This is a genomic window from Streptomyces sp. NPDC088554 (assembly GCF_044752945.1).
In the GTDB taxonomy this organism is placed as follows: Bacteria; Actinomycetota; Actinomycetes; order Streptomycetales; family Streptomycetaceae; genus Streptomyces.
In genome coordinates this window covers 370,076-394,801 of the sequence record NZ_JBIVMF010000001.1, presented here as the reverse complement: position 1 = coordinate 394,801, position 24,726 = coordinate 370,076, and the positions used below count along the sequence as shown (strand labels likewise).

Annotated in this window: 22 protein-coding genes; 8 read left to right on the top strand and 14 right to left on the bottom strand. The window is 71.6% G+C overall.

The window, feature by feature from the left end:
- Positions 1–27 precede the first annotated feature (27 nt).
- The 6 genes from ACIP8W_RS01625 to ACIP8W_RS01600 all read left to right on the top strand — a co-directional run bounded on the left by ACIP8W_RS01625 (position 28) and on the right by ACIP8W_RS01600 (position 6,671).
- Positions 28–840, top strand: a complete 813-nt coding sequence (locus ACIP8W_RS01625) for an enoyl-CoA hydratase/isomerase family protein (protein ID WP_402201586.1) — start codon at positions 28–30, stop codon at positions 838–840.
- Positions 830–1,807, top strand: coding sequence for an MBL fold metallo-hydrolase (locus ACIP8W_RS01620; protein ID WP_401953684.1), 978 nt, complete (start codon positions 830–832; stop codon positions 1,805–1,807). Before ACIP8W_RS01625 ends, ACIP8W_RS01620 begins: the two co-directional genes overlap by 11 nt.
- Before the next feature lie 129 nt (positions 1,808–1,936).
- On the top strand, positions 1,937–3,658 hold the full coding sequence (locus ACIP8W_RS01615) for a tannase/feruloyl esterase family alpha/beta hydrolase (RefSeq protein ID WP_401953687.1): 1,722 nt from the start codon (positions 1,937–1,939) through the stop codon (positions 3,656–3,658).
- A 92-nt stretch (positions 3,659–3,750) separates the two neighbouring features.
- On the top strand, positions 3,751–4,383 hold the full coding sequence (locus tag ACIP8W_RS01610; protein ID WP_402150757.1) for a TetR/AcrR family transcriptional regulator: 633 nt from the start codon (positions 3,751–3,753) through the stop codon (positions 4,381–4,383).
- Between the two features lie 84 nt (positions 4,384–4,467).
- Positions 4,468–5,106 carry a TetR/AcrR family transcriptional regulator gene (locus ACIP8W_RS01605; protein ID WP_401953690.1) on the top strand — a complete coding sequence of 213 codons (639 nt, stop codon included), beginning with the start codon at positions 4,468–4,470 and terminating at the stop codon, positions 5,104–5,106.
- A 173-nt stretch (positions 5,107–5,279) separates the two neighbouring features.
- Positions 5,280–6,671, top strand: a complete 1,392-nt coding sequence (locus ACIP8W_RS01600; RefSeq protein WP_402201585.1) for an alpha-L-fucosidase — start codon at positions 5,280–5,282, stop codon at positions 6,669–6,671.
- Positions 6,672–6,699: 28 nt separating this feature from the next.
- Here ACIP8W_RS01600 and ACIP8W_RS01595 read toward each other — a convergent pair whose 3' ends face one another.
- Positions 6,700–10,464 (bottom strand): hypothetical protein, encoded by a 3,765-nt coding sequence (locus ACIP8W_RS01595; RefSeq protein ID WP_401953696.1) that lies wholly within the window; start codon positions 10,462–10,464, stop codon positions 6,700–6,702.
- 356 nt (positions 10,465–10,820) lie between these two features.
- Between ACIP8W_RS01595 and ACIP8W_RS01590 the strand changes: the two genes are divergently transcribed.
- Positions 10,821–12,428 (top strand): glycosyltransferase family 39 protein, encoded by a 1,608-nt coding sequence (locus tag ACIP8W_RS01590; RefSeq protein ID WP_402201584.1) that lies wholly within the window; start codon positions 10,821–10,823, stop codon positions 12,426–12,428.
- Positions 12,429–12,494: 66 nt separating this feature from the next.
- Here ACIP8W_RS01590 and ACIP8W_RS01585 read toward each other — a convergent pair whose 3' ends face one another.
- From ACIP8W_RS01585 to rpsB, 5 genes are all read right to left on the bottom strand, one after another.
- Entirely contained in the window at positions 12,495–13,595 is a 1,101-nt protein-coding gene (locus ACIP8W_RS01585) for a phosphatidate cytidylyltransferase (RefSeq protein WP_401953702.1), read from the bottom strand.
- Positions 13,595–14,152, bottom strand: a complete 558-nt coding sequence (gene frr / locus ACIP8W_RS01580; RefSeq protein ID WP_401953705.1) for a ribosome recycling factor — start codon at positions 14,150–14,152, stop codon at positions 13,595–13,597. Before frr ends, ACIP8W_RS01585 begins: the two co-directional genes overlap by 1 nt.
- Before the next feature lie 125 nt (positions 14,153–14,277).
- Complete coding sequence (gene pyrH, locus ACIP8W_RS01575) at positions 14,278–15,045, bottom strand: UMP kinase (RefSeq protein ID WP_401953708.1); 768 nt, start codon at positions 15,043–15,045, stop codon at positions 14,278–14,280.
- A 186-nt stretch (positions 15,046–15,231) separates the two neighbouring features.
- On the bottom strand, positions 15,232–16,068 hold the full coding sequence (tsf, locus tag ACIP8W_RS01570; protein WP_401953711.1) for a translation elongation factor Ts: 837 nt from the start codon (positions 16,066–16,068) through the stop codon (positions 15,232–15,234).
- A 92-nt stretch (positions 16,069–16,160) separates the two neighbouring features.
- Positions 16,161–17,060 carry a 30S ribosomal protein S2 gene (gene rpsB, locus ACIP8W_RS01565; RefSeq protein WP_401953714.1) on the bottom strand — a complete coding sequence of 300 codons (900 nt, stop codon included), beginning with the start codon at positions 17,058–17,060 and terminating at the stop codon, positions 16,161–16,163.
- Positions 17,061–17,296: 236 nt separating this feature from the next.
- Between rpsB and ACIP8W_RS01560 the strand changes: the two genes are divergently transcribed.
- Positions 17,297–17,944, top strand: a complete 648-nt coding sequence (locus ACIP8W_RS01560) for a peptidoglycan DD-metalloendopeptidase family protein (protein WP_402201583.1) — start codon at positions 17,297–17,299, stop codon at positions 17,942–17,944.
- 82 nt (positions 17,945–18,026) lie between these two features.
- Here ACIP8W_RS01560 and ACIP8W_RS01555 read toward each other — a convergent pair whose 3' ends face one another.
- The 8 genes from ACIP8W_RS01555 to lepB all read right to left on the bottom strand — a co-directional run bounded on the left by ACIP8W_RS01555 (position 18,027) and on the right by lepB (position 24,660).
- Entirely contained in the window at positions 18,027–18,596 is a 570-nt protein-coding gene (locus ACIP8W_RS01555) for a TetR/AcrR family transcriptional regulator (RefSeq protein ID WP_402201613.1), read from the bottom strand.
- A 61-nt stretch (positions 18,597–18,657) separates the two neighbouring features.
- The gene (whiG, locus tag ACIP8W_RS01550; RefSeq protein WP_401953720.1) at positions 18,658–19,494 is read right to left on the bottom strand and encodes an RNA polymerase sigma factor WhiG; all 837 of its coding nucleotides are present in this window, start codon (positions 19,492–19,494) and stop codon (positions 18,658–18,660) included.
- 209 nt (positions 19,495–19,703) lie between these two features.
- Complete coding sequence (gene dprA / locus ACIP8W_RS01545) at positions 19,704–20,867, bottom strand: DNA-processing protein DprA (RefSeq protein WP_401953723.1); 1,164 nt, start codon at positions 20,865–20,867, stop codon at positions 19,704–19,706.
- On the bottom strand, positions 20,864–22,477 hold the full coding sequence (locus tag ACIP8W_RS01540) for a YifB family Mg chelatase-like AAA ATPase (protein WP_402149803.1): 1,614 nt from the start codon (positions 22,475–22,477) through the stop codon (positions 20,864–20,866). The genes dprA and ACIP8W_RS01540 overlap by 4 nt, the downstream gene beginning before the upstream one ends.
- Positions 22,477–22,854 carry a YraN family protein gene (locus ACIP8W_RS01535; RefSeq protein ID WP_401953729.1) on the bottom strand — a complete coding sequence of 126 codons (378 nt, stop codon included), beginning with the start codon at positions 22,852–22,854 and terminating at the stop codon, positions 22,477–22,479. The genes ACIP8W_RS01540 and ACIP8W_RS01535 overlap by 1 nt, the downstream gene beginning before the upstream one ends.
- 201 nt (positions 22,855–23,055) lie before the next feature.
- Complete coding sequence (locus tag ACIP8W_RS01530; RefSeq protein WP_387215710.1) at positions 23,056–23,364, bottom strand: DUF2469 domain-containing protein; 309 nt, start codon at positions 23,362–23,364, stop codon at positions 23,056–23,058.
- 50 nt (positions 23,365–23,414) lie between these two features.
- Complete coding sequence (locus ACIP8W_RS01525; protein WP_401953733.1) at positions 23,415–23,909, bottom strand: NUDIX hydrolase; 495 nt, start codon at positions 23,907–23,909, stop codon at positions 23,415–23,417.
- Positions 23,896–24,660 carry a signal peptidase I gene (gene lepB / locus ACIP8W_RS01520; protein WP_402201582.1) on the bottom strand — a complete coding sequence of 255 codons (765 nt, stop codon included), beginning with the start codon at positions 24,658–24,660 and terminating at the stop codon, positions 23,896–23,898. The genes ACIP8W_RS01525 and lepB overlap by 14 nt, the downstream gene beginning before the upstream one ends.
- Positions 24,661–24,726: the final 66 nt, after the last annotated feature.

Here is a 24,726-nt window from a genome sequence, read left to right as displayed (position 1 = left end):
CACCCATGACCGGCCGAAGGAGCGAACATGAGCTGGACAATCGAACAGCGGGGGCGGGTCGCCATCGTGACGATGACGACCAATCCGGTCAACGCGCAGAACCGCGCCTTCTTCGCCGACCTGCACGAGGCGTTCGACCGGCTGGAGAGCGAGTACCCGGAGTGTCCCGTCGTGCTGACCGGTACCGGCGCCCGGTTCTCCGCCGGTCTCGACCTCGGCGAGCACTTCCCGCTCTTCGCCGGTGACACGGCGGCCGTCGCGTCCTGGTTCCAGGACTACCGGGCCACGAACATGCGGCTGTTCACCTACCCGCGCCCCACCGTCGCCGCGGTCAACGGGCACGCCTTCGCCGGGGGCCTGATCACCGCCGCCGTCTGCGACTACCGGGTCTCGGTGGCCGAGGGCGCGCGCTTCGGACTCAACGAGGTGCCGATCGGCATCCCCATGCCCGCCGTGTACGTCCGTATGCTCGCCCACGCCTGGGGCGACCCGGTCGCCGCCCGCACCTGCCTGCTCGGCGAGACCTTCACCCCGGACCAGGCGCACGCACTGGGCATGGTGCACGAACTGGCCCCGGCCGATGAGCTGTCGGATCGGGCCGTCGCCATCGCCGGGCAGACCCCCGAGGACTGTATCGAGCAGTACGCGTTCACCAAGCGCGCCTGCCAGGCCGCCGCCCTGCGCGACATCGCCGACCTCGCCGACCCCCTCGACAAGGAACTGCCCGACGGCATGACCAGCGACCAGGCCCGGCACGCCCACCGCCGCTACTGGCAGCAGCTGAAGGGACGCCCCGCGACGTGGTGGACCGGACGGGCGGAGGTCCCCGATGAGCAATGACAGCAGCGACGAGCGGCTCCCGGACTGGGTGACCTGGCGGCCCAGGCCGTTCCCCGACGCCAACCTGCTTCTGCTGCCCGGCCGCCGGCCCGCCCTCGTCGACAGCGGGTTCACCGGTCACGCGGCGGAGACAGCCGCGTGGGCACACGCCCACGCCGGGCGTATCGCGCTGGTCGTCAACACGCACTGGCACTCCGACCATGTCGGGGGCAACGCGCTGCTCCGGGCGAGGGGCGCCGGGATCGCGGCGAGCGCCCCGGACGCCGACGCCGTCGCCCGTCGCGACCCCGGCTGCTGCGGGGCGGAGTACCTGGACCAGCCGGTCGCCCCGTACACCGTCGACGAACCGCTCCACGACGGGCAGGTGCTCCGGCTCGGGGACGCGGACTGGCAGGTCGTCTCCACCCCCGGTCACACCCCCGGCCACCTGTCCCTGTGGCAGCCGGAGGAACGGCTGCTGGCGGTCGGGGACGCGCTGTCGGACTACGACGTCGGCTGGGTGAACCTCGCCCTCGACGGGCCCGGCGCCGCCGCCACCGCGCTCGCCTCCCTGCACCGGCTGGCCGCCCTCGGCCCCCGCGTACTGCTGCCCGCGCACGGGCCGGTGCCCGCCGACCCCGCCGCGGCGTTCGCCACCGCGCTGCGCCGGGCCCGGCGTCTCGTCGACGATCCGGCCGGGGCGGTCTGGTACGGCGCACGGCGGATCTTCGCGTTCGCCCTGATGATCCGCGGTGGGGTGGCCGCCGCCGAGGCGGAGCCGTATCTGCACGCGCGGGCCTGGCTGACGGACTCCGCGCGGCTCCTGGGCCGTACACCCGAGGCACTCGCCGCCGAACTGGTCGACTCGATGCTCCGCAGCGGCGCCGTCGTCCTCCGCGACGGACGGCTGTACGCGTCCGCCGAGCACAGGCCCGTCACGGCGGAGTCCCTGCGGGTGCCGTTCCCGCGCGCCTGGCCGTCGGCCTAGGCCCCCTCCCGACACCGGGGCGTACCCCAACCAGGTTCCGCCATCCCCTTGTTGAGTACTACACCGGGTACTAAATTACTTTCCTCTGTACCGGAACTGCCCCCCCCTTCAGAACGGAAGCAGACCCGCATGCGAGGCACCCCCCGACGAAGGAACCGGCTGAGCGTCTGCGGCGTAGTGATCGCCGCTGTCGTCGCACTGACCGGATCCGCACCCCCCACCACCACCGACGGCCCGGCCACCACCTCGTCCCGCACCACGGTGACGACACCGCGAATGGACTGCGCCGCACTGGCCAAGCGCACGGTCGAGGTGCTGCCGGGCGAGCCGGCCACCATCGACCTCGCCCGCGTCGCACCCGCGACGGCGGACACCCCCGAGCGGTGCGAGGTGACCGCGCTGATCGCACCGCAGCACCAGTTCACCCTGAAGCTGCCGACGAAGACCTGGACCGGGCGGTATCTCCAGTTCGGCTGCGGCGGACTCTGCGGCCTCACCGAGCCGCACGGACAGACGCAGATGGCCGAGCAGTGCCCCGGCTACCAGGACGGTGAGTACGCGGTCGCCTCAGGCAACGGCGGACACGTCGGCTCCAACGGAAGCTTCGCGCTCGACCCGAACCTGGTGGAGGACTATGCCTACGAGGCCGAACACCAGCTCTCCGTGGCATCGAAGAACATCATCGAGCTGTACTACGGAACGCCCCCGGACCACAGCTACTTCACCGGCTGCTCGGGCGGCGGGCGACAGGCCCTGAACCTGGCGCAGCGCTATCCGACGGACTTCGACGGGATCATCGCCGGCGCCCCCGCGGCCAACTGGGTGGCGATGTTCGTCTTCTCCGCCGGCTGGAGCGCGCGGGCCAACCTGGCCGCCGACGGTACGCAGATCCTGACCTCCGAGGACCTGCCGGTCCTGCACAAGGGCGCGCTGGCCGCCTGCGACCGGCTCGACGGGCTCACCGACGGGCTCATCACCGATCCGCGGGCGTGCTCGTTCGACCCGGGGACACTGCGTTGCGAGAAGGGCCGGACGACCGGCTGTCTCACCGCGGCCGAGGTCACGGCGGCGCGCAAGATCTACCGGGGCGCGGTCGACGAGCGCGGTGTCCCGTTCTACCCGGGCCACCCGGGCGGCGGGCAGCCGATCGGTTCGGAGCCGGCCTGGCAGAGCTATATCGTCCGCGACCACCCGGACGTGCCGTCGGGCGACGAGCAACTCGCCGACACCCACCTGCGCTACCTGGCCGCGCCGAACCAGGCGAAGTCGTACGACTGGCGGACGATCTCCTTCGACCGCAAGACGTTCCGCGAGCTGTCGACGATGTCCCCCGTCATGAACGCGAACGACCCGGACCTCCGCCCGTTCCGCGACGCCGGAGGCAAGCTGATCCTCTGGCACGGCTGGAACGACGCCCCGATCCCGGCGCAGGGCACCATCGCGTACTGGGAAGCGGTACGGAAGGTCACCGGCGCCGGCACCGACAGGTTCGCCCGGCTCTACCTCATCCCGGGCATGTACCACTGCGAGGGCGGTGACGGCCCCGACCGGGCGGACATGCTGACCCCGCTCACCGAGTGGGTCGAGGGCGGCGGCGCACCGGACCGCGTCGTCGTCTCCGAGCGCGACGAGGCCGGCACCACGGTCCGTACCCGTCCGGTGTACCCGTACCCCCGCGTGGCCGTGCACGACGGCGTCGGCGACCCGGACAAGGCCGCGAGCTTCACCTCGGGCCCGGGCCGGAACCACCCGCCGGCCCGCTGGGTCGACACGTTCCGCAGCGGCGCCCAGCAGTGGTGCGAGGTCCGCGACGGCAAGCTGGTCTGCACCCCGCACCGAGGCGACAACTGACCCCCGGCGCACCCGCCTGCCGACAGGCGGGTGCGCCGGTACACACCCCCACATCTACCGATAGCCAACTATCGAATGTTACCCTTCCGGCCATGACCCCAGACGCCTCACCCCGGCTGCGAGCCGACGCAGCGCGCAACTCCGAGAGGATCCTGCGGGCCGCGCGGGAGGTGTACGCCGAGAGCGGCCCCGACGCCATGCTGGAGGAGATCGCCCGGCACGCGGGCGTGGGCATCGCGACCCTCTACCGCCGCTTCCCCAACAAGGAGTCGCTCGTCCGGGCGGCCCTGGAGCAGAGCATCGCCGAGCAGCTGTCGCCCGCCATCGAGCGGGCGCTCGGCGACGAGGACCCCAGGCAGGGCCTGGTCACCCTGCTCGAAGCCACCCTCGCCATGGTGGCCCGCGAACACAACACCCTCGCCGCCGCGGACAACTCCGGCGCCCTCACCGTCGAGGTCACCGCCCCGTTCCTCGACTCGCTGATCCTGCTCGCCCGCCGGGGCCAGGACGCCGGTCTCCTCCGCGCCGATCTCGCCCCCGAGGACATGCACCGGATCATGGGCATGCTCGTCAGCGTCCTGTGGAACACGGCCCCCCGGGGCGACGGCTGGCGGCGCTACGTCGCGCTGCTCCTGGACGCCCTGTCCCCCACCGGGGCGAGCCCCCTCCCCCCGGTGACCCCCCTCTCGGGATGCGGCGGCGACATACCCCCGCACCGCCCGTAGCCGTCCGCAGCGGACGCCCTCGAACCCGCAGTACGATGAGGCGTGCCGCAGTACCCGAACAGCCCGGTCCCCGAAGGAAGCGACGTGTCCGTACGGAGCGGTCCGCGCACCGGACGGCGTCCCGCCGGCGCCGGACGCAAGCGCCTCGACGACGAGCGGCGTGCCGAGTTGCTCGGGCGGCTCCGGGAGATCGTCCTGACGGAGGGGTTCGCCCGGCTGACCGTGGACATCCTGGCCGCGCGCCTCCAGTGCTCGAAGTCCACGCTGTACGCGCTCTCCAGCAGCCGCCACCATCTCGTCGCGACCGCGCTCAAGCTCTTCTTCCGGGACGCGGCCGAGCAGGTGGAGAAAGAGGTCTCCGCGGTGGTGGACCCGGCGCAGCGGATCTCCACCTATCTGGCCGCGGTGGGCGCGCAGATGCAGCGGATGTCCGCGGCCTGCTACGACGACATGCTCGACGACGACACGACCCGGGAGATCTACACCGTCAACTCGCTCGCCGCGACGAGCCGGGTCCGGGCGATGATCCACGAGGGTGTGGAGTCGGGCGACTTCCGCTCGGTGCACGCGGAGTTCTTCAGCCAGGCCGTCGGGCTGCTGATCGACGGCATCCACAGCCGTGCGCTGCTCGGTTCGACGAGGCTGTCGTCCGGGGACGCGTTCATCGAGCTGAGCAACCTCGTCCTCGCGGCGCTCTCCAAGACGCCCGACCGCCCCGCCTGAGCCCCATGCCCGAACAGCGGCGTCGGCCGGCGTTACGGAGGCTTCGGACAACGGCCTTCCGGGCGGCGGCCTTTCGGGCGCGGCCTCCCTCAACAGCCCTCTCCCGGACCCTTGATGAACTTTTGATCACGCACTAACGTACGGCCCCCGACACCCCCTCAGGAGCCGCGCCCATGTCCTCGTCCCCCCTCAGCAGACGCACCCTCGTCAAGGCCGCCACCCTGGCGGGAGGGACCGCGGCGTTCGGGCTGCCGCAGATCGTACGGCCCACCCCCGCCGAGGCGTACTCCGTTCCGTCGAAGATGCGCTGGTGGTACCAGGCGCGGTTCGGGATGTTCATCCACTTCGGCTCGTACTCCCACCTCGGCAACGGCGAGTGGGCCATCTACACCGGCGGCTGGTCCAAGGACGACTACCAGACCCAGGTCAGCGCCCCCTTCGACCCGGCCCGCTTCGACGCGGCCACCCTCGCGGAACTGGCCCTGGCCGCCGGGATGAAATATCTGGTGATCACCGCGAAGCACCACGAGGGCTACGCGATGTGGGACTCCGACGTGGCGAGCTTCACCGACACGACCGGCGCCACGCCGTACAACCTGCGCGACTACAGCGGCTACCGGCCCGATCTGCTCGCGGACCTCAAGCGGGAGTGCGAGCGCCGGGGCATCGCGTTCGGGCTGTACTACTCGATCCTGGACTGGAACCACTCCTCCCAGACCGTCGACTACGACGCCACCTTCTCGACCATGGCGTCGCTCTCCGCGCGCACCGCCTATATCGCCGCCATGAAGGAGCAGCTCCAGGAGCTGCTGGACCGTTACGACCCGGCCGTCATGTGGTTCGACGGCGACTGGTGCGGCAACCCGGCCACCCCCGCGCTCGACGACTGGTGGATCGAGTCCGACGGTCAGGACCTGTACGACTGGCTGATCAGCCGCAAGCCCGACCTCATCGTCAACGAGCGGGTCAAGCGCGACCTCGGTCTCGGCGACTTCCGGTGCCCGGAGGAGAAGGTGCCGCCCGCGCCGCTGGACCGGCCCTGGGAAACCTGCGTCACCATGAACGGCGCCTGGGGCTACGACCGGTCGCGGGAGAACTCCTACCGGTCCGTCAGGGACCTCCTCCGGGAGTTCGTCACGGTCGTCTCCCGGGACGGCAACTACCTGCTCAACATCGGCCCCAGGGGCGACGGCACCGTCACCGCGGGCTCCGTGAACATCCTCAGTGGCTTCGGCGCGTGGATGTCCACGTACGGCGACAGCATCTACGGCACCACCGGCAGCCCCTTCACCACCGAGCCCGAGTGGGGCAAGGTCACCGCGAAGCGCGGCAAGCTCTTCGCCCATGTCTTCACCTGGCCCGCGGACGGCGTGCTCCGGATACCCCGGGTCCGCAACGCCGTCCGCCGCGTCCATCTGCTGAACGCTCCCGCGACACCGCTCCCGTACACCGTGCGGGGCGGCGCCCTCCATGTCACCGTGCCGGCCACCGCGCCCCACGCCGATGTCTCGGTGGTCTGCGTCGACGTCCTCGGTACGCCGACCACCGCCCCGGCCGGCGGCTGACCGCCCCCGTCGGCCGGGGCCTACCGGATCAGCCGCCGCACACCCTGCGGTAGGGCGTGTCCGGCAGGTACGTGTGCCACTGGGCCCTGGTCAGGTCGGCGCCGCCGGTCCGGGCGCAGATCCGGGGAACGGCGCGGGCGGGGTCGATGCTGTAGCGCTGCAACGGGTCGTGGGCACCGGCCGCGTACAGGGTGGTGCTGTCGGCGCTGAAGGCGAGCGAGTCGATCTCGTCGCCGGAGGTGGCCAGCCGGCCGCCGAGAGGCTGCCGGGTCGCGGTGTCCCAGAGCTGGAGGGTGCCGAAGTCACCGCCGACGGCGAGGGTGCGGCCGTCCGGGCTGAGCGCGAGGGCGCCGACCTCTTCGGGGTAGTCGCCGAGCGGGGCGGGGAAGACGTTGCGCAGGACACCGGCCCGCCGCCGAACGGCCGCGTCCCACAGCGTGACCCGCCCGGTCTGGTCGCCCGCCGCCAGCCGGGAGCCGTCGGGGGCGAAGGCGAGGGCTCCTATCCCGTCGCCCTGGACAAGGTCGGGCGTACTGGCCGTGCCGGAGGGCAGCCGGATGGTGCGGTTGTCCGCGACGAGCACCCGCCCGTCCGGGCGGACCGCCAGATGGTTGCCGTCCGTCCCCGGGAACACCCCGGTCCTGCGGTGGCCCACGACGTCCCACGCCTCGTTGCTCAGGCTGCCGAGGACCGGTGCGCGGACGGCGTACAGGCTACGGCCCTTGGGGCCGAGGGCCAGAGTGATCACGGTCCCGGGGGACGCGGGCGTCGACAGGTCCAGTGTGGTCCGCTCACGGTTCCGGGCCAGGTCCCAGAACCTGACGCGCTGGTGGACGGTGTCCCGGCCGGGGGCGGCGACGCCGTAGCCGAGGGTGGAGCTGTCCGGACTGAACGCCAGCAGGGCCAGCGTGCCGGAGGGATCGACCGGCGCGGCGGGATCGCGGGAGCCGGGCAGGGCGGGGGCCGGAAGCGTCCGTACGACCTTCCCGTCGCCGGTGTCGCGGAGCTGGACGCGGTACGTATCGCCGGTGCGTTCCGCGGTGGCGAGGGTCCGGCCGTCCGGGCTGAGCAGGACCGCGTCCAGCGGGTGGTCGGTCCAGGCGGAGGTGACGGCCGCCCCGATGTCCAGGGTGTGGACGGTGCCTGCTTCGAGGTAGCGGAGCAGGGGGCGGTCGGGGTCCCAGGCAAGGCCGCGATACAGGTGCTGATTGTTCAGATCCTGGCGGAAGACCGGCGCGTCGGGGGCCGACAGCCGCCACACCTTGATCTCGTCGCCGTCGGCGGTCGCCAGGAAGGCACCGTCCTTGCTGAAGACGGCGGACACCACACCAGGGACGTCGAGAGCGGCGATCCGCCGTCCCGACCTGATGTCCCAGACCTGGACCCCGCTGTCGGTGACGGCGGCGAACCGGCCGCCGTCACCGTCGAACACCGGCGCCGAGCGGTCGTCGTCGTGACAGCGCACGTCGGCCTTCCCCCAGTCACCGGACAGGGCGCGGTGGCGCGCGATGTCCCAGACCTGCGGGGCACGGTCGGAGAAGCAGACGGCCACCAGCCGGCCGTCCGCGCTCTGGGCCACATCCGCCGGGCTGGGCGCCTCGGTCTCGAACAGCGGACGGCCGTCCGTGACCGAGCGCAGCCGTACCCGGTCGTCGCCGTTCGGACCGCTCTCCAGATAGCTGCGCCGGTCGGCGCCGAAGTCCACGCTGTCCACCATGGCCGCGGGCGCGCCGGTCCACCGGCCGGTGGTCGTGTTCCACAGCCTGACGCGGCCCGCGTCCCCGGTGCTCCGGCCGTCGTCCTCGTACAGAGCGACTATCCCGCTGTCCGGATCGGCCGAGGCGACCTGTCCGGTCGGCAGTCGGCCGGAGGCGATACGGCGGTGCGCGGCCACATCCCAGATCCGCCAGGTGCGGCCGTCGACGCTGAGCAGGGTGCGGCCCGAGGCGGAGAGAAAACGGGTAGGGCTGTTCCCGGGCGCGGGGTCGGTGAACGCGTCCGTCTCGGACTGGGAAAGGGCTCCGAGCAGCGCCCGCCGGGTCTCGGGCAGCTGGGCGACGCGCCAGGCGGCGACGCCGAGCAGCTGGGCGGTGCGCGGGTCGGTGGTGCGCAGGGCGTCGGCGACCTCGGCGGCCTGGCGGGCCGTGTCGTCCGTGCTGCGGCGCTGGTTGTCGCGGTGCTGCTGCCAGGCGATCAGCCCGGCGACCAGCGCCACCACCAGGACCGCCGAGAGCGAGGCCATCAGGGTCAGGCCCCGGCGCCTGGCGTGGGTGGCGGCCCGGCAGTCCTCGTCCCTGGCCTCGTACGCGGCGGCCAGGAAGGCCCGCTCGGTCACGGTCAGCGCGGGATCGCCGGTGTGGTCGGGGAACAGTTCCCCGGCGCGGGCCAGCCGGGCGCCCCGGTATAGGGCGCCGGGGTCGCGGTCGTGCTCCAGCCAGACCCGGGCCGCCTCGGTCAGGCTCCGGTGGTAGCGGAGCCGTTCGCGGCCCTCCTCTATCCAGTCGCGCAGCCTCGGCCAGCAGGTGATCAGCGCCTCGTGGGCGAGGTGCAGGCCGTCCTCGTCGACGGTCAGCAGCCGGACCCGGGCCAGCCCCTCCACCACCACCGGGACCGAGGGGTCCCGCCACTCGTCCAGCTCGGCCCGGGTCAACGGGCGCCGGGTGTCGGGGGCGCCCTGGCCCGGTTCGACCATCCGCAGCAACAGCTGTCGGGCGGTGTGCGCCTGCGCCTTGGACAGCTGTCCGTACGCCTTCTCCGCGGTCGCCGCGATGGCTCCGCGTACCCCGCCCGCCGACTCGTACGCGGCGAGGGTCAGTATGCGGCCGCGCCGCCGCCGCCAGGTCTCCAGCAGGGCGTGCGACAGCATCGGCAGACCGCCGGGCTCGTCCAGCACCTCTTCGACGATCCGCGTGGTCAGCTCCCGTTCCACGATGAGTCCGGCCGCCTGCGCGGGTTTGATCACCACGTCGCGCAGCTCGCCCGCGCTCATCGGCCCGACCAGCAGCCCGGCGCCGTGCAGCGCCTGCGCCAGCTCCCGGTGCTCGGCACAGCGCGCGTAGAAGTCGGCGCGTACGGCGATGATCACCTTCAGCCGGCTCTCCGGCTCGCGGGCGGCGAGGAGCAGATCGATGAAGCGGTCCCGCTCCTCCTTGTCCCGGCACAGGGTGAAGATCTCCTCGAACTGGTCGACCACCACCCAGCTCTCCGGCTCGCTCTCCCCGGGGGTGAGCAGCCGCTCGTACGTCTCCACCGGCCGCGCCCCCGGCGTGAACACGCGCAGCACCGCCGGGCGTCCCCGGCCCGCGATCTCCTCCCGCAGCCGGGGCAGCAGTCCGGCCCGCAGCAGCGACGACTTCCCGCTGCCCGAGGCGCCGAACACCACCGCGAACCGGTGCCCGCAGACCAGCGCCCGCAACTCCTCCACCAGCCGGTCCCGGCCGAAGAACAGCCCCCGGTCGCCTGGCTCGAACCGCGCCAGCCCCCGGTACGGCTGCGGCGACGCGCTCTCTTCCTCCCGGGGCTCCTCCGCGACCTGGTCGTCCGTCTCCCGCCACCGGCGCTCCCACTCCGCCGGATCGCCGCCGCATGACTCCACGTACGCGCGGAGCACGGCGAGCGACGGCAGCCGTTCACCGGACGCCGCCTTCGACAACGTTGCCGCGGTGAAGCCCGCGCCCTCCGCCATCGTCCGGTACGAGGGGCCCCCGGCGGCCCGGCGCAGCTCCCGCAGCTCGTGCGCGAACCGCTGCGTCGGCCCGGCCGTCGGATCCACCGGTCTCTCCGGACGCCCCACAGCTCACCCACCTCTTTACGCATTCCACACAAAATCCACACAGCGGATAAACCGATATTCACCGGCGATCACCATACGTTCTCCACCGATCGGACGTCATCTGTTTCCGCTCAGATGTGGCCTTGACGACAACCAGGGGCCAGGTACACGCGTTTACCCCGGCAGACGTCTCCCGGACATTGATTTCCCTGGTGGAAGGGGGGTGAGCATCAACTCCCGCTCCGCCACCGTGGGTGATGGCACCGGCCGCCCTCATCCGGCCAGGATCCCGCCGGCCCCCTACCCGCCGGCCCTGCCGCCCTGCCGACAGGACCGGCGAAAGCCGTGACCGACAAGGCCCGACCACCCCCCGGGCCTTGTCGGCCACCCGCCTTTCGGAGCTTCCCATCGCCATCGCGCCCTCTCTTTCCCGTACCCGGCTCGCGGGACCTCCGCCACAGGGGGCCGCCCCGTGGCACCGGCGCCACCGCCGGGTCGGTCTCACCGTCCTGCCCGCCCTGCTCTCCCTCGCGCTCGGCCTGTGGGGGATCCGGCGGGAGGGAAGCATCTGGCGCGACGAGGTCGTGACGTACGACATGGCCCACCGCAGCCTCGGGGAGCTGCGGGACACGGTCGCGAACGTGGACCTCGTCCACGCGGTCTACTACCTGCTGTTGCACGGCCTGTTCCGCGTCTTCGACCAGGTGGACCCGCTGCTGGTGATGCGGTTGCCCTCGGTCGCCGCCACGGTCGCCGCCACGGCGGGCGCCACCCTTCTCGGCCGGCGGCTCGGCGGGCTCCGTACGGGCCTGCTGACGGGCGTCCTGTTCGCGCTGGTGCCGCAGGTGCAGCGCTTCGCGCAGGAGGGCCGCTCGTACGCCCTGGTCACGGCGTGCGTCGTGTGGGCGACGTATCTCCTGATCCACGCGGTCCGCAGCCGGTCCGCGTGGACCTGGGCCGGGTACGCGGCCTTGACGCTGGCGGCGGCGCTGCTGCACGAGTTCGCGGTCCTCGCTGTCGTCGCGCACGCGTGGGTGGTGCCGCGGGAGGCTCGGCGGCGCTGGGCCGTCGCCGTGCTCACCGCCTGCGCCGGGGTCGCGCCGCTGACGCTGCTGAGCATGGGCCAGTCGGCGCAGGTGTCCTGGATCGGCGTGGACGTCGGCGGGCTGGCCTGGTTCGTGAGCGCGGGCACGGTCTCCGTCCTGTGCGCCCGCTGGCTGCTGCGCCATACCGCGGAACCGGAGACCGAGGCCGCCCGGGAGACCGCCGCGGACTCCGGCTCCGCTTCGGTCTTCGGCCCCGGCCCCGGCTCGCGCTTCGGCCCCGGCCTCGACCACGACGGGGTCAGGCTCCTCGTCCGGACCGCGCTGCCGCTGGCCGTGCTGCCCAGCCTGATCCTTCTGCTGGCCTCGATCCTCCATCCCCTGTTCGTGGACCGCTACGTCCTCTACAGCATCGCCGGACAGGCCCTGCTGGCCGGTGCCGCCCTCGACCGGGGGCTGCGCGGCCGACCGCTGCGCGGCCCGGCGCTCCTCGCCGCCGCCCTCGCGATCCTCATGATCCCGACGTACTCGTGGGAGCTGCGCGCACCCGACAGCCGCCGCGACGACGCCACCGCCATCGCCCACGCCGTCCAGCGGCTGGAGGCGCCGGGAGACAGCGTGCTCTACACGCCGTCCCGCCGCCGCGTATGGTCGCTGACCAGCCCCGGGACCTTCGCGGGCCTCCGCGACATCGCGCTCGACAAGGCCCCGGCCCGGTCGGGATGGCTGTACGGCACCGAGGTGTCCGCCGCCACCCTCCGCGCCCGCATGCTCCAGGAGCGGCGGATCATCGTCCTGCGCGATCCGGAGGGCCAGCCCCTGGACGACACCGCGGAGGAGCAGGTGAAGCAGAACGTACTGTCCCGGTCGTTCGAGGAGTGCCGCACGCTGCGTCCGCAGGGCGCCCGCGTATCGCTCTACGCCCGCCCGGGGCAGTGCTGACACCACACACGCGAGAGGGGGCCGCCGCCCTTCCGACAGCGGCCCCCTCTCGCGTACACCGTCCGGTCAGGAACCGACGAACAGCACCAGCAGCAGCCAGACCACCGGCGCCGTCGGCAGCAGGGAGTCGAGCCGGTCCATGATGCCGCCATGGCCCGGCAGCAGGGTGCCCATGTCCTTGATCCCGAGGTCCCGCTTGATCATCGACTCGCCGAGGTCCCCGAGCGTGGCGCTGGCCGCGACCGCGAGGCCCAGCAGCAGCCCCTGCCACCAGCGGCCACCGTCGATCAGGAACTCCATGCAGAGCGCGCCCGCCACCATGGCGAAGACGACCGCTCCGGCCAGCCCCTCCCTGGTCTTGCCGGGGCTGATGCGCGGGGCGAGCTTGTGCGTACCGAAGCGCCAGCCCACCGCGTACGCGCCCGTGTCGCTGACGACCGTCAGCAGCAGGAACACCAGTACGCGCCGGGGGCCGTCATCCGCCGTGAGCATCATCGCGACGAAGGTGGCCAGGAACGGTACGTAGAACGCGGCGAAGACCCCCGCGGTCACATCCCTGAGGTACCCCTCCGGCGGTTCCGTCATCCGCCAGACCAGCACCGCGAGCGCGGTCAGGGCCATCGCGACCCAGGCGCCCTCGGAGCCGCGCGCGTATCCGGCGACGACCATCGCACCGCCGCCGACCGCCAGCGGTACGAGCGGGGCCTTGATGCCCTTCTTCTCGTTCAGCCGTGAGGTCAGCTCCCACAGCCCGATGACCACGGCGACCGCCACGACACCGACGAACACGGCCTTGACGATGAAGAGCGACGCCGCGACCACCGCGCCGAGCCCCACACCGACCCCTATGGCCGCGCGCAGATCACGGCCGGCCCGCTTCTTCGGCGGGGGCGAGGGAGAGACGGCCATGGGCTCCTGCGGAGTCTCGTCATGGAATTCTTCGCGGGAAGCGCCGAATTCGCCACGGAAAGGGGGGCCGCCCGGCCGAGCGGCCCCCCGGTCGTCAAAGTGATCCCCGCCGTTCGCGGGTCCGTCGGGCACGATGGGCATGGGCCGAGTCTGCGGTGCGCCCTGCCCATCGCAGGCGGGACCCGCCGGGGCGGCCCCCTGGTCGGTCGGTCCCCAGTAACCGGCTACCGGCGGGGCCCCCCGGGAAGAGTCGTTCATCAGACCTCGAGCAGCTCGGATTCCTTGTGCTTGAGCAGCTCGTCCACCTGCGCGACATACTTCGCGGTGGTGTCGTCCAGCTCCTTCTCGCCGCGGCGGCCCTCGTCCTCGCCCACCTCGCCGTCCTTGACCAACTTGTCGATGGTCTCCTTGGCCTTGCGGCGGACGGCGCGGATCGAGATCTTCGAGTCCTCGGCCTTGTTCTTGGCGACCTTGATGAACTCCTTGCGGCGGTCCTGGGTCAGCTCCGGGAACACCACCCGGATGATGTTGCCGTCGTTGCTCGGGTTCACACCGAGGTCGGAGTCGCGGATCGCCTGCTCGATGTTGCGCAGCGCGCTCTTGTCGAACGGGGTCACCACGGCCATCCGCGCTTCGGGCACGGCGAACGAGGCCAGCTGATTGATCGGGGTCAGGGCACCGTAGTAGTCCGCCACGATCTTGTTGAACATCGCCGGGTGCGCCCGCCCTGTGCGGATCGCGGCGAAGTCGTCTTTGGCGACCAGGACGGCCTTCTCCATCTTCTCCTCGGCCTCGAGGAGGGTCTCTTCGATCACCACTTGCTCCTGCGTGTCTTGAGTGGGCCCGGCACGCCAAGCGGCCGGCGGAACCTGCGTCGCGTCTTCTCCTGCACGGTGTCCGACCGGCAGGCCTTTGTCCATCCCGTACGGGACGCCCCGGATCAGTCCCGGGTGCCCTGATCGCTCACGAGCGTGCCGATCTTCTCACCCTTGACCGCGCGCGCGATATTGCCCTCGGTCAGCAATTCGAAGACGAGGATCGGCAATTTGTTGTCCTGGCACAGTGTGATCGCGGTCATGTCGGCGACGCGCAGATCACCCGCGATCACCTCGCTGTACTCCAGCGCGTCGAACTTGACCGCGTCGGGGTTGGTCTTGGGGTCGGAGTCGTACACCCCGTCCACCCCGTTCTTCCCCATCAGCAGCGCCTCGGCGTCGATCTCCAGGGCGCGCTGGGCGGCGGTGGTGTCGGTGGAGAAGTACGGCATGCCCATGCCCGCGCCGAAGATCACGACGCGCCCCTTCTCCAGATGGCGTACGGCACGCAGCGGAATGTACGGCTCCGCGACCTGGCCCATCGTGATGGCGGTCTGGACGCGGGAGTCGATGCCTTCCTTCTCCAGGAAGTCCTGGAGGGCCAGGCAGTTCATGACCGTACCGAGCATGCCCATGTAGTCGGAGCGCGCCCGGTCCATGCCGCGCTGCTGGAGTTCGGCGCCGCGGAAGAAGTTGCCGCCGCCGATGACGACCGCGATCTGAGCGCCGTCCCGGACAACGGCGGCGATCTCGCGGGCCACGGCGTGTACGACGTCCGGGTCGACGCCGAGCGCGCCCCGGCCGGCGAACGCCTCACCGGACAACTTCAGCATGAAGCGCCCGTGCTTCGTACCGTGCTTCTTGCCGTCGTCGCTGTTGTCGGCCTGATTCATGGAGATCTCCTCGTGCACATACGAAGAAGGCCATTGCCGGGGAAGTCCTCTACGGGTTCCCTGTGCGGCAATGGCCTCCTCGTCAGATCTGCGGCCGCCCGGTCGCGTCTGCGAAGCAATGCCGTCAGGCACACGCGGGCGACTGCCTCAGACCCTATCGGGGTCTTTGATTGATCGCGTACGGACTCAGACGCCGACCTTGATGCGCGTGAAGCGCTCCAGGGTGACACCGGCCTCGTCCAGAACCTTCTGGACGGACTTCTTGTTGTCCTTGGCGAACGGCTGCTCCAGAACGACGACGTCCTTGAAGAAACCGTTGACGCGGCCCTCGACGATCTTCGGGAGCGCGGCCTCGGGCTTGCCCTCCTCGCGGGAGGTCGCCTCGGCGACGCGGCGCTCGTTCTCGACCGTCTCGGCCGGGACCTCGTCGCGGTTGAGGTACTTCGGGGCGAAGGCGGTGATGTGCTGCGCGACGTCCTTGGCCACCACGGCGTCTTCCTTGTCCAGCTGGACAAGGACGCCGACCTGCGGCGGGAGGTCGGGCATGGTGCGGTGCATGTACGCGGCCACGTAACCGCCGGTGAACTGCGCGAAGCGGTCCAGGACGATCTTCTCGCCGAGGTTGGCGTTCGCCTCGTCGACGTACGCCTGCACGGTCTTGCCGGACTCGATCTCGGAGGCGAGCAGCGCGGCGAGGTCGGCCGGGGAGGTCGCGGCGACATGCGCGGCGATCGCGTTGGCGACGCTCTGGAACTTCTCGCCCTTGGCGACGAAGTCCGTCTCGCACTTCAGCTCGACCAGCACACCGGAGGTGTGGTCGTCGGCGATGAGGGAGACGACGGCGCCGTTCTCGGCCGAACGGCCCTCGCGCTTGGCGACGCCCTTCTGGCCCTTGACACGGAGAAGCTCGACGGCCTTGTCGACGTTGCCGTCGGCCTCGTCCAGCGCCTTCTTGCAGTCCATCATGCCGACGCCGGTGAGCTCACGGAGCTTCTTGACGTCTGCGGCGGTGAAGTTCGCCATGATCTGTAATTCTCTCTCGAAGGTCTGAAAGATCTACGGGTGAACGGCGGGGACCGGTGGGCCCCCGCCGTCAACTACCGAACCGGTGAAGGTCAGGCCTGCTCGGCGTCCGCGGCCGGGGCAGCCTCGGCCGGGGCCTCGGCGACAACGGCGTCGGCCGGAGCGGCCTCGGCGACCGGAGCAGCCTCGGCGGGCTTCTCGGCGTCGTCCTTCTTGTCGCCCTCGAGCAGGTCGCGCTCCCACTCGGCGAGGGGCTCGCCGGCGGCCTTCTCGCCCGGCTTCGAGTCACCGGTGGCCACGCCGGAACGGGCGATGAGGCCCTCGGCGACGGCGTCGGCGATCACGCGGGTGAGCAGGGTGACGGAGCGGATCGCGTCGTCGTTGCCCGGGATCTTGTAGTCGACCTCGTCGGGGTCGCAGTTGGTGTCGAGGATCGCGACGACCGGGATGTGGAGCTTGCGCGCCTCACCGACGGCGATGTGCTCCTTCTTGGTGTCGACGATCCAGACGGCGCTGGGCACCTTCTGCATTTCGCGGATACCACCGAGGGTCTTCTCCAGCTTGGCCTTCTCGCGCGAGAGGACCAGGAGCTCCTTCTTGGTGAGGCCGGAGGCGGCCACATCCTCGAAGTCGATGAGCTCGAGCTCCTTGAGGCGCTGGAGGCGCTTGTAGACGGTGGAGAAGTTGGTCAGCATGCCGCCCAGCCAGCGCTGGTTGACGTAGGGCATGCCCACGCGCGTCGCCTGCTCGGCGATGGCTTCCTGGGCCTGCTTCTTCGTACCGACGAACATGATGGAGCCGCCGTGGGCAACGGTCTCCTTGACGAACTCGTAGGCGCGGTCGATGTACGACAGCGACTGGAGCAGGTCGATGATGTAGATGCCGTTGCGCTCGGTGAAGATGAAACGCTTCATCTTCGGGTTCCAGCGACGGGTCTGGTGACCGAAGTGGACGCCGCTTTCCAGCAGCTCCCGCATCGTGACGACGGCCATGGCCGTACTCCTTGAGGTACTCGGTTGTCGCGTCCGCCGGACGACGGTCGCGCCTGACGCCCCGATCGCGCGTGCCACGGAGGACCGAGTAGCGCTGGCACCGGCTCGAAAGGGCCGATGGCGGGGCGTGCGAAGTCGATCCGGTGACCCGGATCGCCACGAGAAGTGTACGGGACCTTCGCACCCCCGGGTGACGGCGCTGTCCACAACCGGTCGGTACTCCACAGATCCGGTTCATGATCAGCGCGGTTGTGCCGTTTCCCTCGACACTACTGGCCATGATCACCCTGCGTACACCTGTCGTCCTCGCCGCCCTCGCGGCCTTCGCGCTCATCCTGTCCACGCCGCTGGTGCCGCTGCCGGGGACGGCGCCCGCCGTCGCCCCCGTCTCCGCCCCGGGCCGCGCCGACGACGGCCGCCGGTTCTGGCCGGTGGGCTCGCGCCCGGCGGTCCGGCGCGGCTGGGAGCCACCCGCCTCGGGGTACGGACGCGGCCACCGCGGAGTGGACCTCGCGGCCGTGCCTGGCTCACCGGTACGGGCCGCCGCCGGCGGCCGGGTCTCCTTCGTGGGCCGGGTGGCGGGCCGGGGCGTGCTGTCGATCACGCTCCCCGGCACGGGCGACCCGCCGCTGCGTATCACCTACGAACCGGTGGAGCCGCTGGTCGCGAAGGGCGACGAGGTGGTCGCGGGCCGGCCGGTGGCCACCCTGGCGGCCGGCCCCTCCCACTGCGCGACGGGCTGTCTCCACTGGGGTTTGCTGCGGGGCACGGCCTATCTGGATCCGCTGTCCCTGCTGCCCCCGGAGCTGCTCCACGGGGGCCCGTCGCGGCTGCTGCCCGTCTTCGGCGTCCCGGAGCCACCGTCCAGGACCACGGGCCGGTGATCCCGGAGCCTTACGCGTCCTCGGGGCCCGAGACAACCCGGGGCTCGGACTGCCTCAGGGCTCGGACTGCCCGCCTCGGGGCTCAGAGACCGCCCCGGCCTCCCACGCCCCTCAGCGCCATGGAGACGGTCGCCTCCACGATCTCGTGCGGCGTCTCGGCCACCCCCAGCTCGATCCGCCGGACCGCCGCGTCCACGACGCCCTGGAGCAGCATCGCGGCGAGACGGGGCTGCTCGTGGCCCAGCTCTCCGAGGGCCTCCACGATCATGGCGATCAGGCCGCCGTGCGCGGCGCGGATCTTCTCCCGGGCGCCGGCGTCCAGCTCGCTCGCCGAGATGGCGACGACGGCGCGGTGCCTGCGGTCGCCGACCAGGGCCAGCTGTCGGCGCACATACGCCTCGACCTTGGCCTCGGGGCCGTCCACCCCGGCCATGGCGGCCTCGACCTCGGCCGCCCAGACCGGGAAGTCGACAGCGCACAGCTCTTCGACGACGGCGGCGCGCGAGCGGAAGTACTCGTAGACCGAGGACCTGGCGAGGCCGGTGCGCTCGGCGAGGGCGGGGAAGGTCAGCGCCTCCGTACCGCCTTCGGACAGGAGGGAGCGCGCGGCGTCCAGCAGGGCGCCGCGTTGCATGGTCCGGTGCTCGGCCACGGAGGCCGCTCGAATCCTGGGCACGCACCCACTCTACGGATGGGGCGGCCGCACCACAGCGTCAACGTCCGACGTCGGCCAGCTTGGCCCGCAGTTGCAGCACGGACTTCGTGTGGATCTGGCTGACCCTGCTCTCGGTCACCCCGAGGACATTGCCGATCTCGGCGAGGGTGAGCCCCTCGTAGTAGTAGAGCGTGACCACGGTCTTCTCCCGGTGCGGCAGGGTATTGATCGCGCGCGCCAGCAACCGTCTCAGCTCCCGGTCCTCGGCGACCTCCACCGGGTTGTCGGCGGCGGTGTCCTCCAGGGTGTCCATCAGGCTGAGCCGATTGCCGCCCTCCCCTCCGACATGCAGCAACTCCTCCAGCGCCACCACGTTCGCCAGGGACAACTGGCTGAAAACCGCGTGCAGTTCCTCCAGCGCGATCCCCATCTCGGCCGCCACCTCGGCCTCGCTGGGGGTACGCCGCAGCTGTGCCTCCAGCGTGGCGTAGGCACGCTCGACCGCTCTCGCCTTCTGCCGTACGGAACGGGGGATCCAGTCCAGGGCCCTGAGCTCGTCGATCATGGCCCCGCGGATCCGGGTGATCGCGTATGTCTCGAACTTGATCGAGCGCTCGATGTCGAACTTCTCGATCGCGTCGATCAGTCCGAACACCCCGGAGGAGACGAAGTCCGCCTGCTCCACATTGGACGGCAGCCCCACACTGACCCGGCCCGCGACATATTTCACCAGTGGCGAGTAGTGCAGGATCAGTTGCTCGCGCAGCCGCCCGTCGCCCGTGGTCTTGTACGAACGCCACAACTCGTCGAGCGACGAGGGCGCGGCGGGCCGCACACCGCTCCGGGCAGCCGGAGGTGCTGCCGCGCGGTCAGACCCGGAGGTGTGCTGGGGCATGCGTCGCCTTGAGCCGTTCTGCCGTGAAGTGCGGGGGGACATCCGAGGGGTGGACAGCTGTCCGGACCTCGGTCCGGGCATCCGTCCGGGCCGGAATCCAGGTGAGCGTAGCGTGACTGGGGAGTCGCGCTGCGCGAGGACCGGACGGCGGAGTCCGCCCCGGTGGACCAAGGATCATCGTTCTCACCTTTTCACCCGAATGCTCCAGGTCAAGTACCGCCTCGCCGCGTGGCGGCGGACGGTGTCGGCCGGAAAGTCAACCGCCAGCCGTCGCCGCGCCGTTCGACGAACCCCAACGAGTGGAGTTCGTAGAGCTTGCCGAGCGCCTCGTCCACGGTCGTACCGGCCGCCCCCGCGATCGTCCGCCCATCGGCGTCCCCCTTGGCCGGCAGCGCCTCCAGGACCCGTGTGCTGACGGGATCGAGCAGGTCCCTGGGGAGTACGGGACCCTGGCGCCGCGGCGCCAGCTCACCGATGTCGCCCACCAGCTCGGCGACTTCGGCGGCATCCGTGACCAGCACTCCTTCGCCGCGCAGCAGTTCGTGCACCCCGGCGGAGAGCCCACTGGTGGCCGGCCCCGGCACGCCCATCGTGAACCGTCCGAGCCGCTGGGCGGAGCGCGCCGTGACCAGGGATCCGCTGCGGTATTCGGCCTCCACCACGACGGTTCCCCTGGTGAGGGCGGCGATCACCCGGTTGCGGAGGACGAATCTGCTGCGGGTGGGGTGGTCTCCCGGCGGTAGTTCGCCGATGACCAGCCCCTGTTCCGCGATACGCCCGATCAGCTCGGCGTGGCCGGGCGGGTAGGCCCGGTCGACACCGCAGGCCAGGACCGCCACCGTGGCCCCGCCCGCCGCGAGCGCCCCACGGTGGGCGGCGCCGTCGACCCCGAAGGCCGCCCCGGAGGTCACGACCCAGCCGCGCTCGGCCAGACCGGAGCCCAGGGCCGCCGCCATATGTGCCCCATACGGAGTACACGCCCTGGCCCCGACGACGGCGACGGAGCGCAGCGACCAGATCCTCAGGTCGGCCCCGCCACGCACCCAGAGCCCGATGGGTCGGGTCTCCCCGAGGTCGTCGAGCTGGCTGGGCCACTCCGGGTCACCGGGGCAGACGAACCGGCCGCCGAGCGCGGTGACGGCCGACAGATCGCGCTCGGGGACGGCCGCCGCGGCCTTGGTCCGGTAGCCGCCGAGCCGTCGCTCCGCGATCCCGGTGAGCCTCTCCCGGCCGCCGTCCGGCGAGACGAGCAGTTCCAGCAGCCCCACGGCGCCGAACCGCCGCAGCCACCCCCCGGCGAGCGCGTCCCCCGGCTCGAACACCCGGGTGAGCGCGGCCCGCGCGAGCCGCTCCCCCGGCACCACGGGCGTCATGACACCGCTCCGGCGGCCGCCGCGCCCCGGACGATGCCGGTACGCAGCTCCAGCGCCAGCGCCACATCGCGCTCCCCCGGCCGGTCGCGTCCGGCGAGATCCGCGACCGTCCAGGCCACCCGCAGCACCCGGTCCAGCCCCCGCGCGGTCAGCAGCCCGCGCTCCAGATCGTGTTCGGCCACGGCGAGCGCCCCCGGGGCAAGCGGCCAGCGGGTGCGCAGCTCATGGCCCGGGACCTCGCTGTTCACCGTCCAGGGGGTGCCCTCCAACCGGGCCGCCGACCGGGCTCTGGCCTCCCGCACCCGGGCGGCGACCACGGCCGTCGGCTCGCCCCGGGCGCCCTGTCCCAGCAGATCCACCCGGTTGACGGGCTGGACATCGACCCGCAGATCGACCCGGTCGAGGAGCGGCCCGGACAACCGCGCCTGATACCGCCGGATCGCCGAGGGCGGACATTCGCATCCCGCGCCGTACAGCGTGTGCCGCCCACAGGGGCAGGGGTTGGCCGCGAGGATCATCAGAAAGCGCGCGGGCAGCCGCACCACTCCGGCGCTGCGGGCCACCACGACCTGGCCCGACTCCAGCGGCTGCCGCAGGGCGTCCAGCGCCCGGCCGGAGAATTCCGGGGCCTCGTCGAGAAAGAGCACGCCCCGGTGCGCCAGGGACACCGCCCCGGGTCTCGGCAGCCCGTTCCCGCCGCCTACCAGTGACTGCATGGTCGCCGAGTGGTGCGGTGCGCAGTAGGGCGGCGTCCGGACGAGCGATTCCCCGGGCGGCAGCATCCCGGCCACCGAGTGCACGGCGGTGACCTCCAGGGATTCCTGTTCGGTCAGGGGCGGCAGGACCGCGGGCAGCCGCTCGGCCAGCATGGTCTTGCCCGCACCCGGCGGGCCCTGGAGCAGCAGATGGTGTCCGCCCGCCGCCGCCACCTCCAGCGCCGTACGGGCGGCCCGCTGGCCCGCCACGTCCGCCAGGTCCGGCCGGTGCCCGCCGCCCATGGCCAGTCCGGTGCCGATCCCCGTGCCGGGCACCAGCAGGCCCGCCAGGATCGAGTCCGGACGGCCCTGTTCTGGCTCCCTCGGCTCGTCGGGGACCGGTTCACCGGTCAGTACGGCGATCAGCTGCCGCAGGCTCCGTACCCCGAGGACCGATACCCCGGGCACCAGGGACGCCTCTCCCACGGTCTGTTCGGGGACGACGACCTGCCGGTATCCCGCCTCGGCCGCCGCGAGCACGGCGGGCAGCACCCCGCGCACCGGCCTGACCCGCCCGTCGAGCCCCAGTTCGCCGATCAGCACCAGATCGGCGATGGCCTCCGGGTCGAGGCGTTCGGCCGCCCCGAGCACCGCCGCGGCGACGGCGAGATCGAAGCCGCTGCCGCTCTTGGGCACGGAGGCGGGGCTCAGCCCCACCGTGAGTTTCTTCTGCGGCCACTCTCCACCGGAGTTGACCACCGCCGCCCTGACCCGGTCACGGCTCTCGACCAGGCTCTTGTCGGGCAGTCCGACCAGGGTGAAGGCGGCCACTCCGGGCTCCAGGTCCGCCTGGACCTCGACCACTACGCCCTCGACGCCCACCAGCGCCACCGAGCACGCACGCGCGAACCCCATCAGGCCACCCCCCGCGCGTGCTCGACCACGGGGGCGCCGCGTCTGGGCAGCACCACCCCGATCAGATCGATCCGCACCCCGCCGGGCGGCGGGCCGCCGCACCGGTCCAGCCAGCAGGCCGCGAGCCGTCTGAGCCGGTCGGCCTTCTCCGGCGTGACCGCCGCCATCGGATGTTCGAACGGCCCGGCCCTGCGGGTCTTCACCTCGCAGACAACCAGGACCTCCTCGCCCCGGGCCCCGCCGTCCCTGGCCACGATGTCGATCTCACCCGTCCTGCCGCACCGCCAGTTGCGCGCCAGTACCGTCATCCCCGCCGCGACCAGCCGTCGCGCCGCCAGATCCTCGCCGTACCGCCCGAGTGCCCCCGTAGCGTTCATATCGGCACCACCTCCGGCACCGACTCTGACCCGGTTTCCCGAAACGAGTGGATCTTGGTGGACAGCTCACCGATTGTGGATAACTCCGTCACCCGATGGAGCAAGAAGGCGGGTAAAGGGTGCGCTGGGCGCAGGAAGGCGGGAACGCCGGACAACCCCGGGGAAGCCCCTCCCCCGGCCCCGGGAAGCCCCTCCCCTGCCTCAGCTCCCGGGCATTTCGAGGTCGCTCTTGTTCAGCTCCTCGATATTCACGTCCTTGAACGTGAGCACCCGCACCTGCTTGACGAACCTGGCCGGTCTGTACATGTCCCAGACCCAGGCGTCCGCCATCGTGACCTCGAAGAAGACCTCACCCTGCACCGAGTGCACCTGCATCTCGTAGTCATTGGTGAGATAGAAGCGACGCTCGGTCTCGATCACGTATTTGAACAGACCGACGACATCGCGGTACTCCCGGTAGAGCTTCAGCTCCATCTCGGTCTCGTACTTTTCGAGGTCCTCGGCGCTCATTGCATGCTCCCCTTCCATACGTCCCCCCATTGTGCTCCGGCCCCGCACCCCTAGACGTGTTCGGGGGCGAGGACCACCGGCGCACCCGGAGGGCCCTCGTCGAGCAGCGTACGCAGCAGCTCTGCCAGCCTGGTCGGATACACCGTCTCACGCGCCGCCGACAGTTCGGCGGAGGTCCACCACCTCATCCCCGCGACGCTCCGCAGCTCCAGCTCGGTCAGCCCGGCGGGCGAGGTACCGGTCTGTGCCGTACGTGCCAGGAAGTACCACTCGTCCTGCTCCCAGCGGCGTCCGTCGAACGGGAAGGAGCAGGTCCTGAGCCACAGCACGGGCCCCAGCTCCACCTGTGTGATCCCCGTCTCCTCCGCCAGTTCACGCAGGGCGGCCTCCGCCCGGGTCTCGTCGCCCTCCAGCCCGCCGCCCGGGGTGAACCACCAGGTGTCGGCCGGATCGTCGGGCTCATGGCCGTGCAGCAGCAGGATCCGGTCGTCGGGGTCGAGCAGCACCACCCGCGCCACCCGGCGCGGCCGTTCAGTGCCCGGCATCCGCGACCGCCCCACCGGCCCCACGAGACACAGAGCGGGACCGGGACACCCACCCCGCGACCGGTCCGTACGCCGCCCCGCCGAAGATCAGCACCATCCCGGCCAGCACCGCCGCGACGATCAGCTCCACAGGCCCGGGCCCGGACACCCCGCCCGGCAGCGCCGCGAAAGCGGCCGGCCGGCCGATCAGCCCGCCCCACGGCCAGGCCACCGCGTCAACCCGCGCGTCGACCGCCGAGCGCGGCACCGAGCCCTGCCCCGGGTCCTCCAGATGGACCCGGGAGTCCAGCGACCCACTGCGCTCGTCGCCGAGCAGGAACAGCTGCCCGGCGGGGACCGTGGCGTCGAAGTCGGTCGTGGACGCACGCCCGCCGACCATTCCGCGTACGTACGGTTCCTCGATCGGCTTGCCGTTGACGGTGAGCCTGCCGTCCGCGTCACAGCAGACGATCTTGTCGCCGCCGATGCCGACCACCCGCTTCACCATCGGCATGTCGCCCCACTGCGCGTCGGTGAAGACCACCACGTCCCCGCGCCGCACCTCGTCACCGGATATCCGCTGCGCCAGCACCCGGTCGCCCGCCTTCACGGTCGGGTCCATCGAGTCGGTCGGCACGCTGTACGGCCGGTACTCCACCGCGCCCCAGGCGAATCCGCCGAGGAACAGCACACAGCCGACGGCCACGGCCAGCCCCGACAGCACTCTGCCGACGCGGCCGTGGCCGTCGTTCGTACGTCTTGTCGCGCTCATCCCAGCACTTCCCCCCGTTCCGGAGAACGATCACTCCGCGGCGCGGAGAGTGATTCTCGGAGACAG

Excerpts from the sequence above, each read along its gene's own strand:
- ACIP8W_RS01625 (WP_402201586.1), top strand. The coding sequence starts at position 28 with ATGAGCTGGACAATCGAACAGCGGGGGCGGGTCGCCATCGTGACGATG.
- ACIP8W_RS01620 (WP_401953684.1), top strand. The coding sequence starts at position 830 with ATGAGCAATGACAGCAGCGACGAGCGGCTCCCGGACTGGGTGACCTGG.
- ACIP8W_RS01615 (WP_401953687.1), top strand. The coding sequence starts at position 1,937 with ATGCGAGGCACCCCCCGACGAAGGAACCGGCTGAGCGTCTGCGGCGTA.
- ACIP8W_RS01610 (WP_402150757.1), top strand. The coding sequence starts at position 3,751 with ATGACCCCAGACGCCTCACCCCGGCTGCGAGCCGACGCAGCGCGCAAC.
- ACIP8W_RS01600 (WP_402201585.1), top strand. The coding sequence starts at position 5,280 with ATGTCCTCGTCCCCCCTCAGCAGACGCACCCTCGTCAAGGCCGCCACC.
- ACIP8W_RS01585 (WP_401953702.1), bottom strand. The coding sequence starts at position 13,595 with ATGAACGACTCTTCCCGGGGGGCCCCGCCGGTAGCCGGTTACTGGGGA.
- pyrH (WP_401953708.1), bottom strand. The coding sequence starts at position 15,045 with ATGAATCAGGCCGACAACAGCGACGACGGCAAGAAGCACGGTACGAAG.
- tsf (WP_401953711.1), bottom strand. The coding sequence starts at position 16,068 with ATGGCGAACTTCACCGCCGCAGACGTCAAGAAGCTCCGTGAGCTCACC.
- rpsB (WP_401953714.1), bottom strand. The coding sequence starts at position 17,060 with ATGGCCGTCGTCACGATGCGGGAGCTGCTGGAAAGCGGCGTCCACTTC.
- ACIP8W_RS01560 (WP_402201583.1), top strand. The coding sequence starts at position 17,297 with ATGATCAGCGCGGTTGTGCCGTTTCCCTCGACACTACTGGCCATGATC.
- whiG (WP_401953720.1), bottom strand. The coding sequence starts at position 19,494 with ATGCCCCAGCACACCTCCGGGTCTGACCGCGCGGCAGCACCTCCGGCT.
- dprA (WP_401953723.1), bottom strand. The coding sequence starts at position 20,867 with ATGACGCCCGTGGTGCCGGGGGAGCGGCTCGCGCGGGCCGCGCTCACC.
- ACIP8W_RS01540 (WP_402149803.1), bottom strand. The coding sequence starts at position 22,477 with ATGGGGTTCGCGCGTGCGTGCTCGGTGGCGCTGGTGGGCGTCGAGGGC.
- ACIP8W_RS01535 (WP_401953729.1), bottom strand. The coding sequence starts at position 22,854 with ATGAACGCTACGGGGGCACTCGGGCGGTACGGCGAGGATCTGGCGGCG.
- ACIP8W_RS01530 (WP_387215710.1), bottom strand. The coding sequence starts at position 23,364 with ATGAGCGCCGAGGACCTCGAAAAGTACGAGACCGAGATGGAGCTGAAG.
- ACIP8W_RS01525 (WP_401953733.1), bottom strand. The coding sequence starts at position 23,909 with ATGCCGGGCACTGAACGGCCGCGCCGGGTGGCGCGGGTGGTGCTGCTC.
- lepB (WP_402201582.1), bottom strand. The coding sequence starts at position 24,660 with ATGAGCGCGACAAGACGTACGAACGACGGCCACGGCCGCGTCGGCAGA.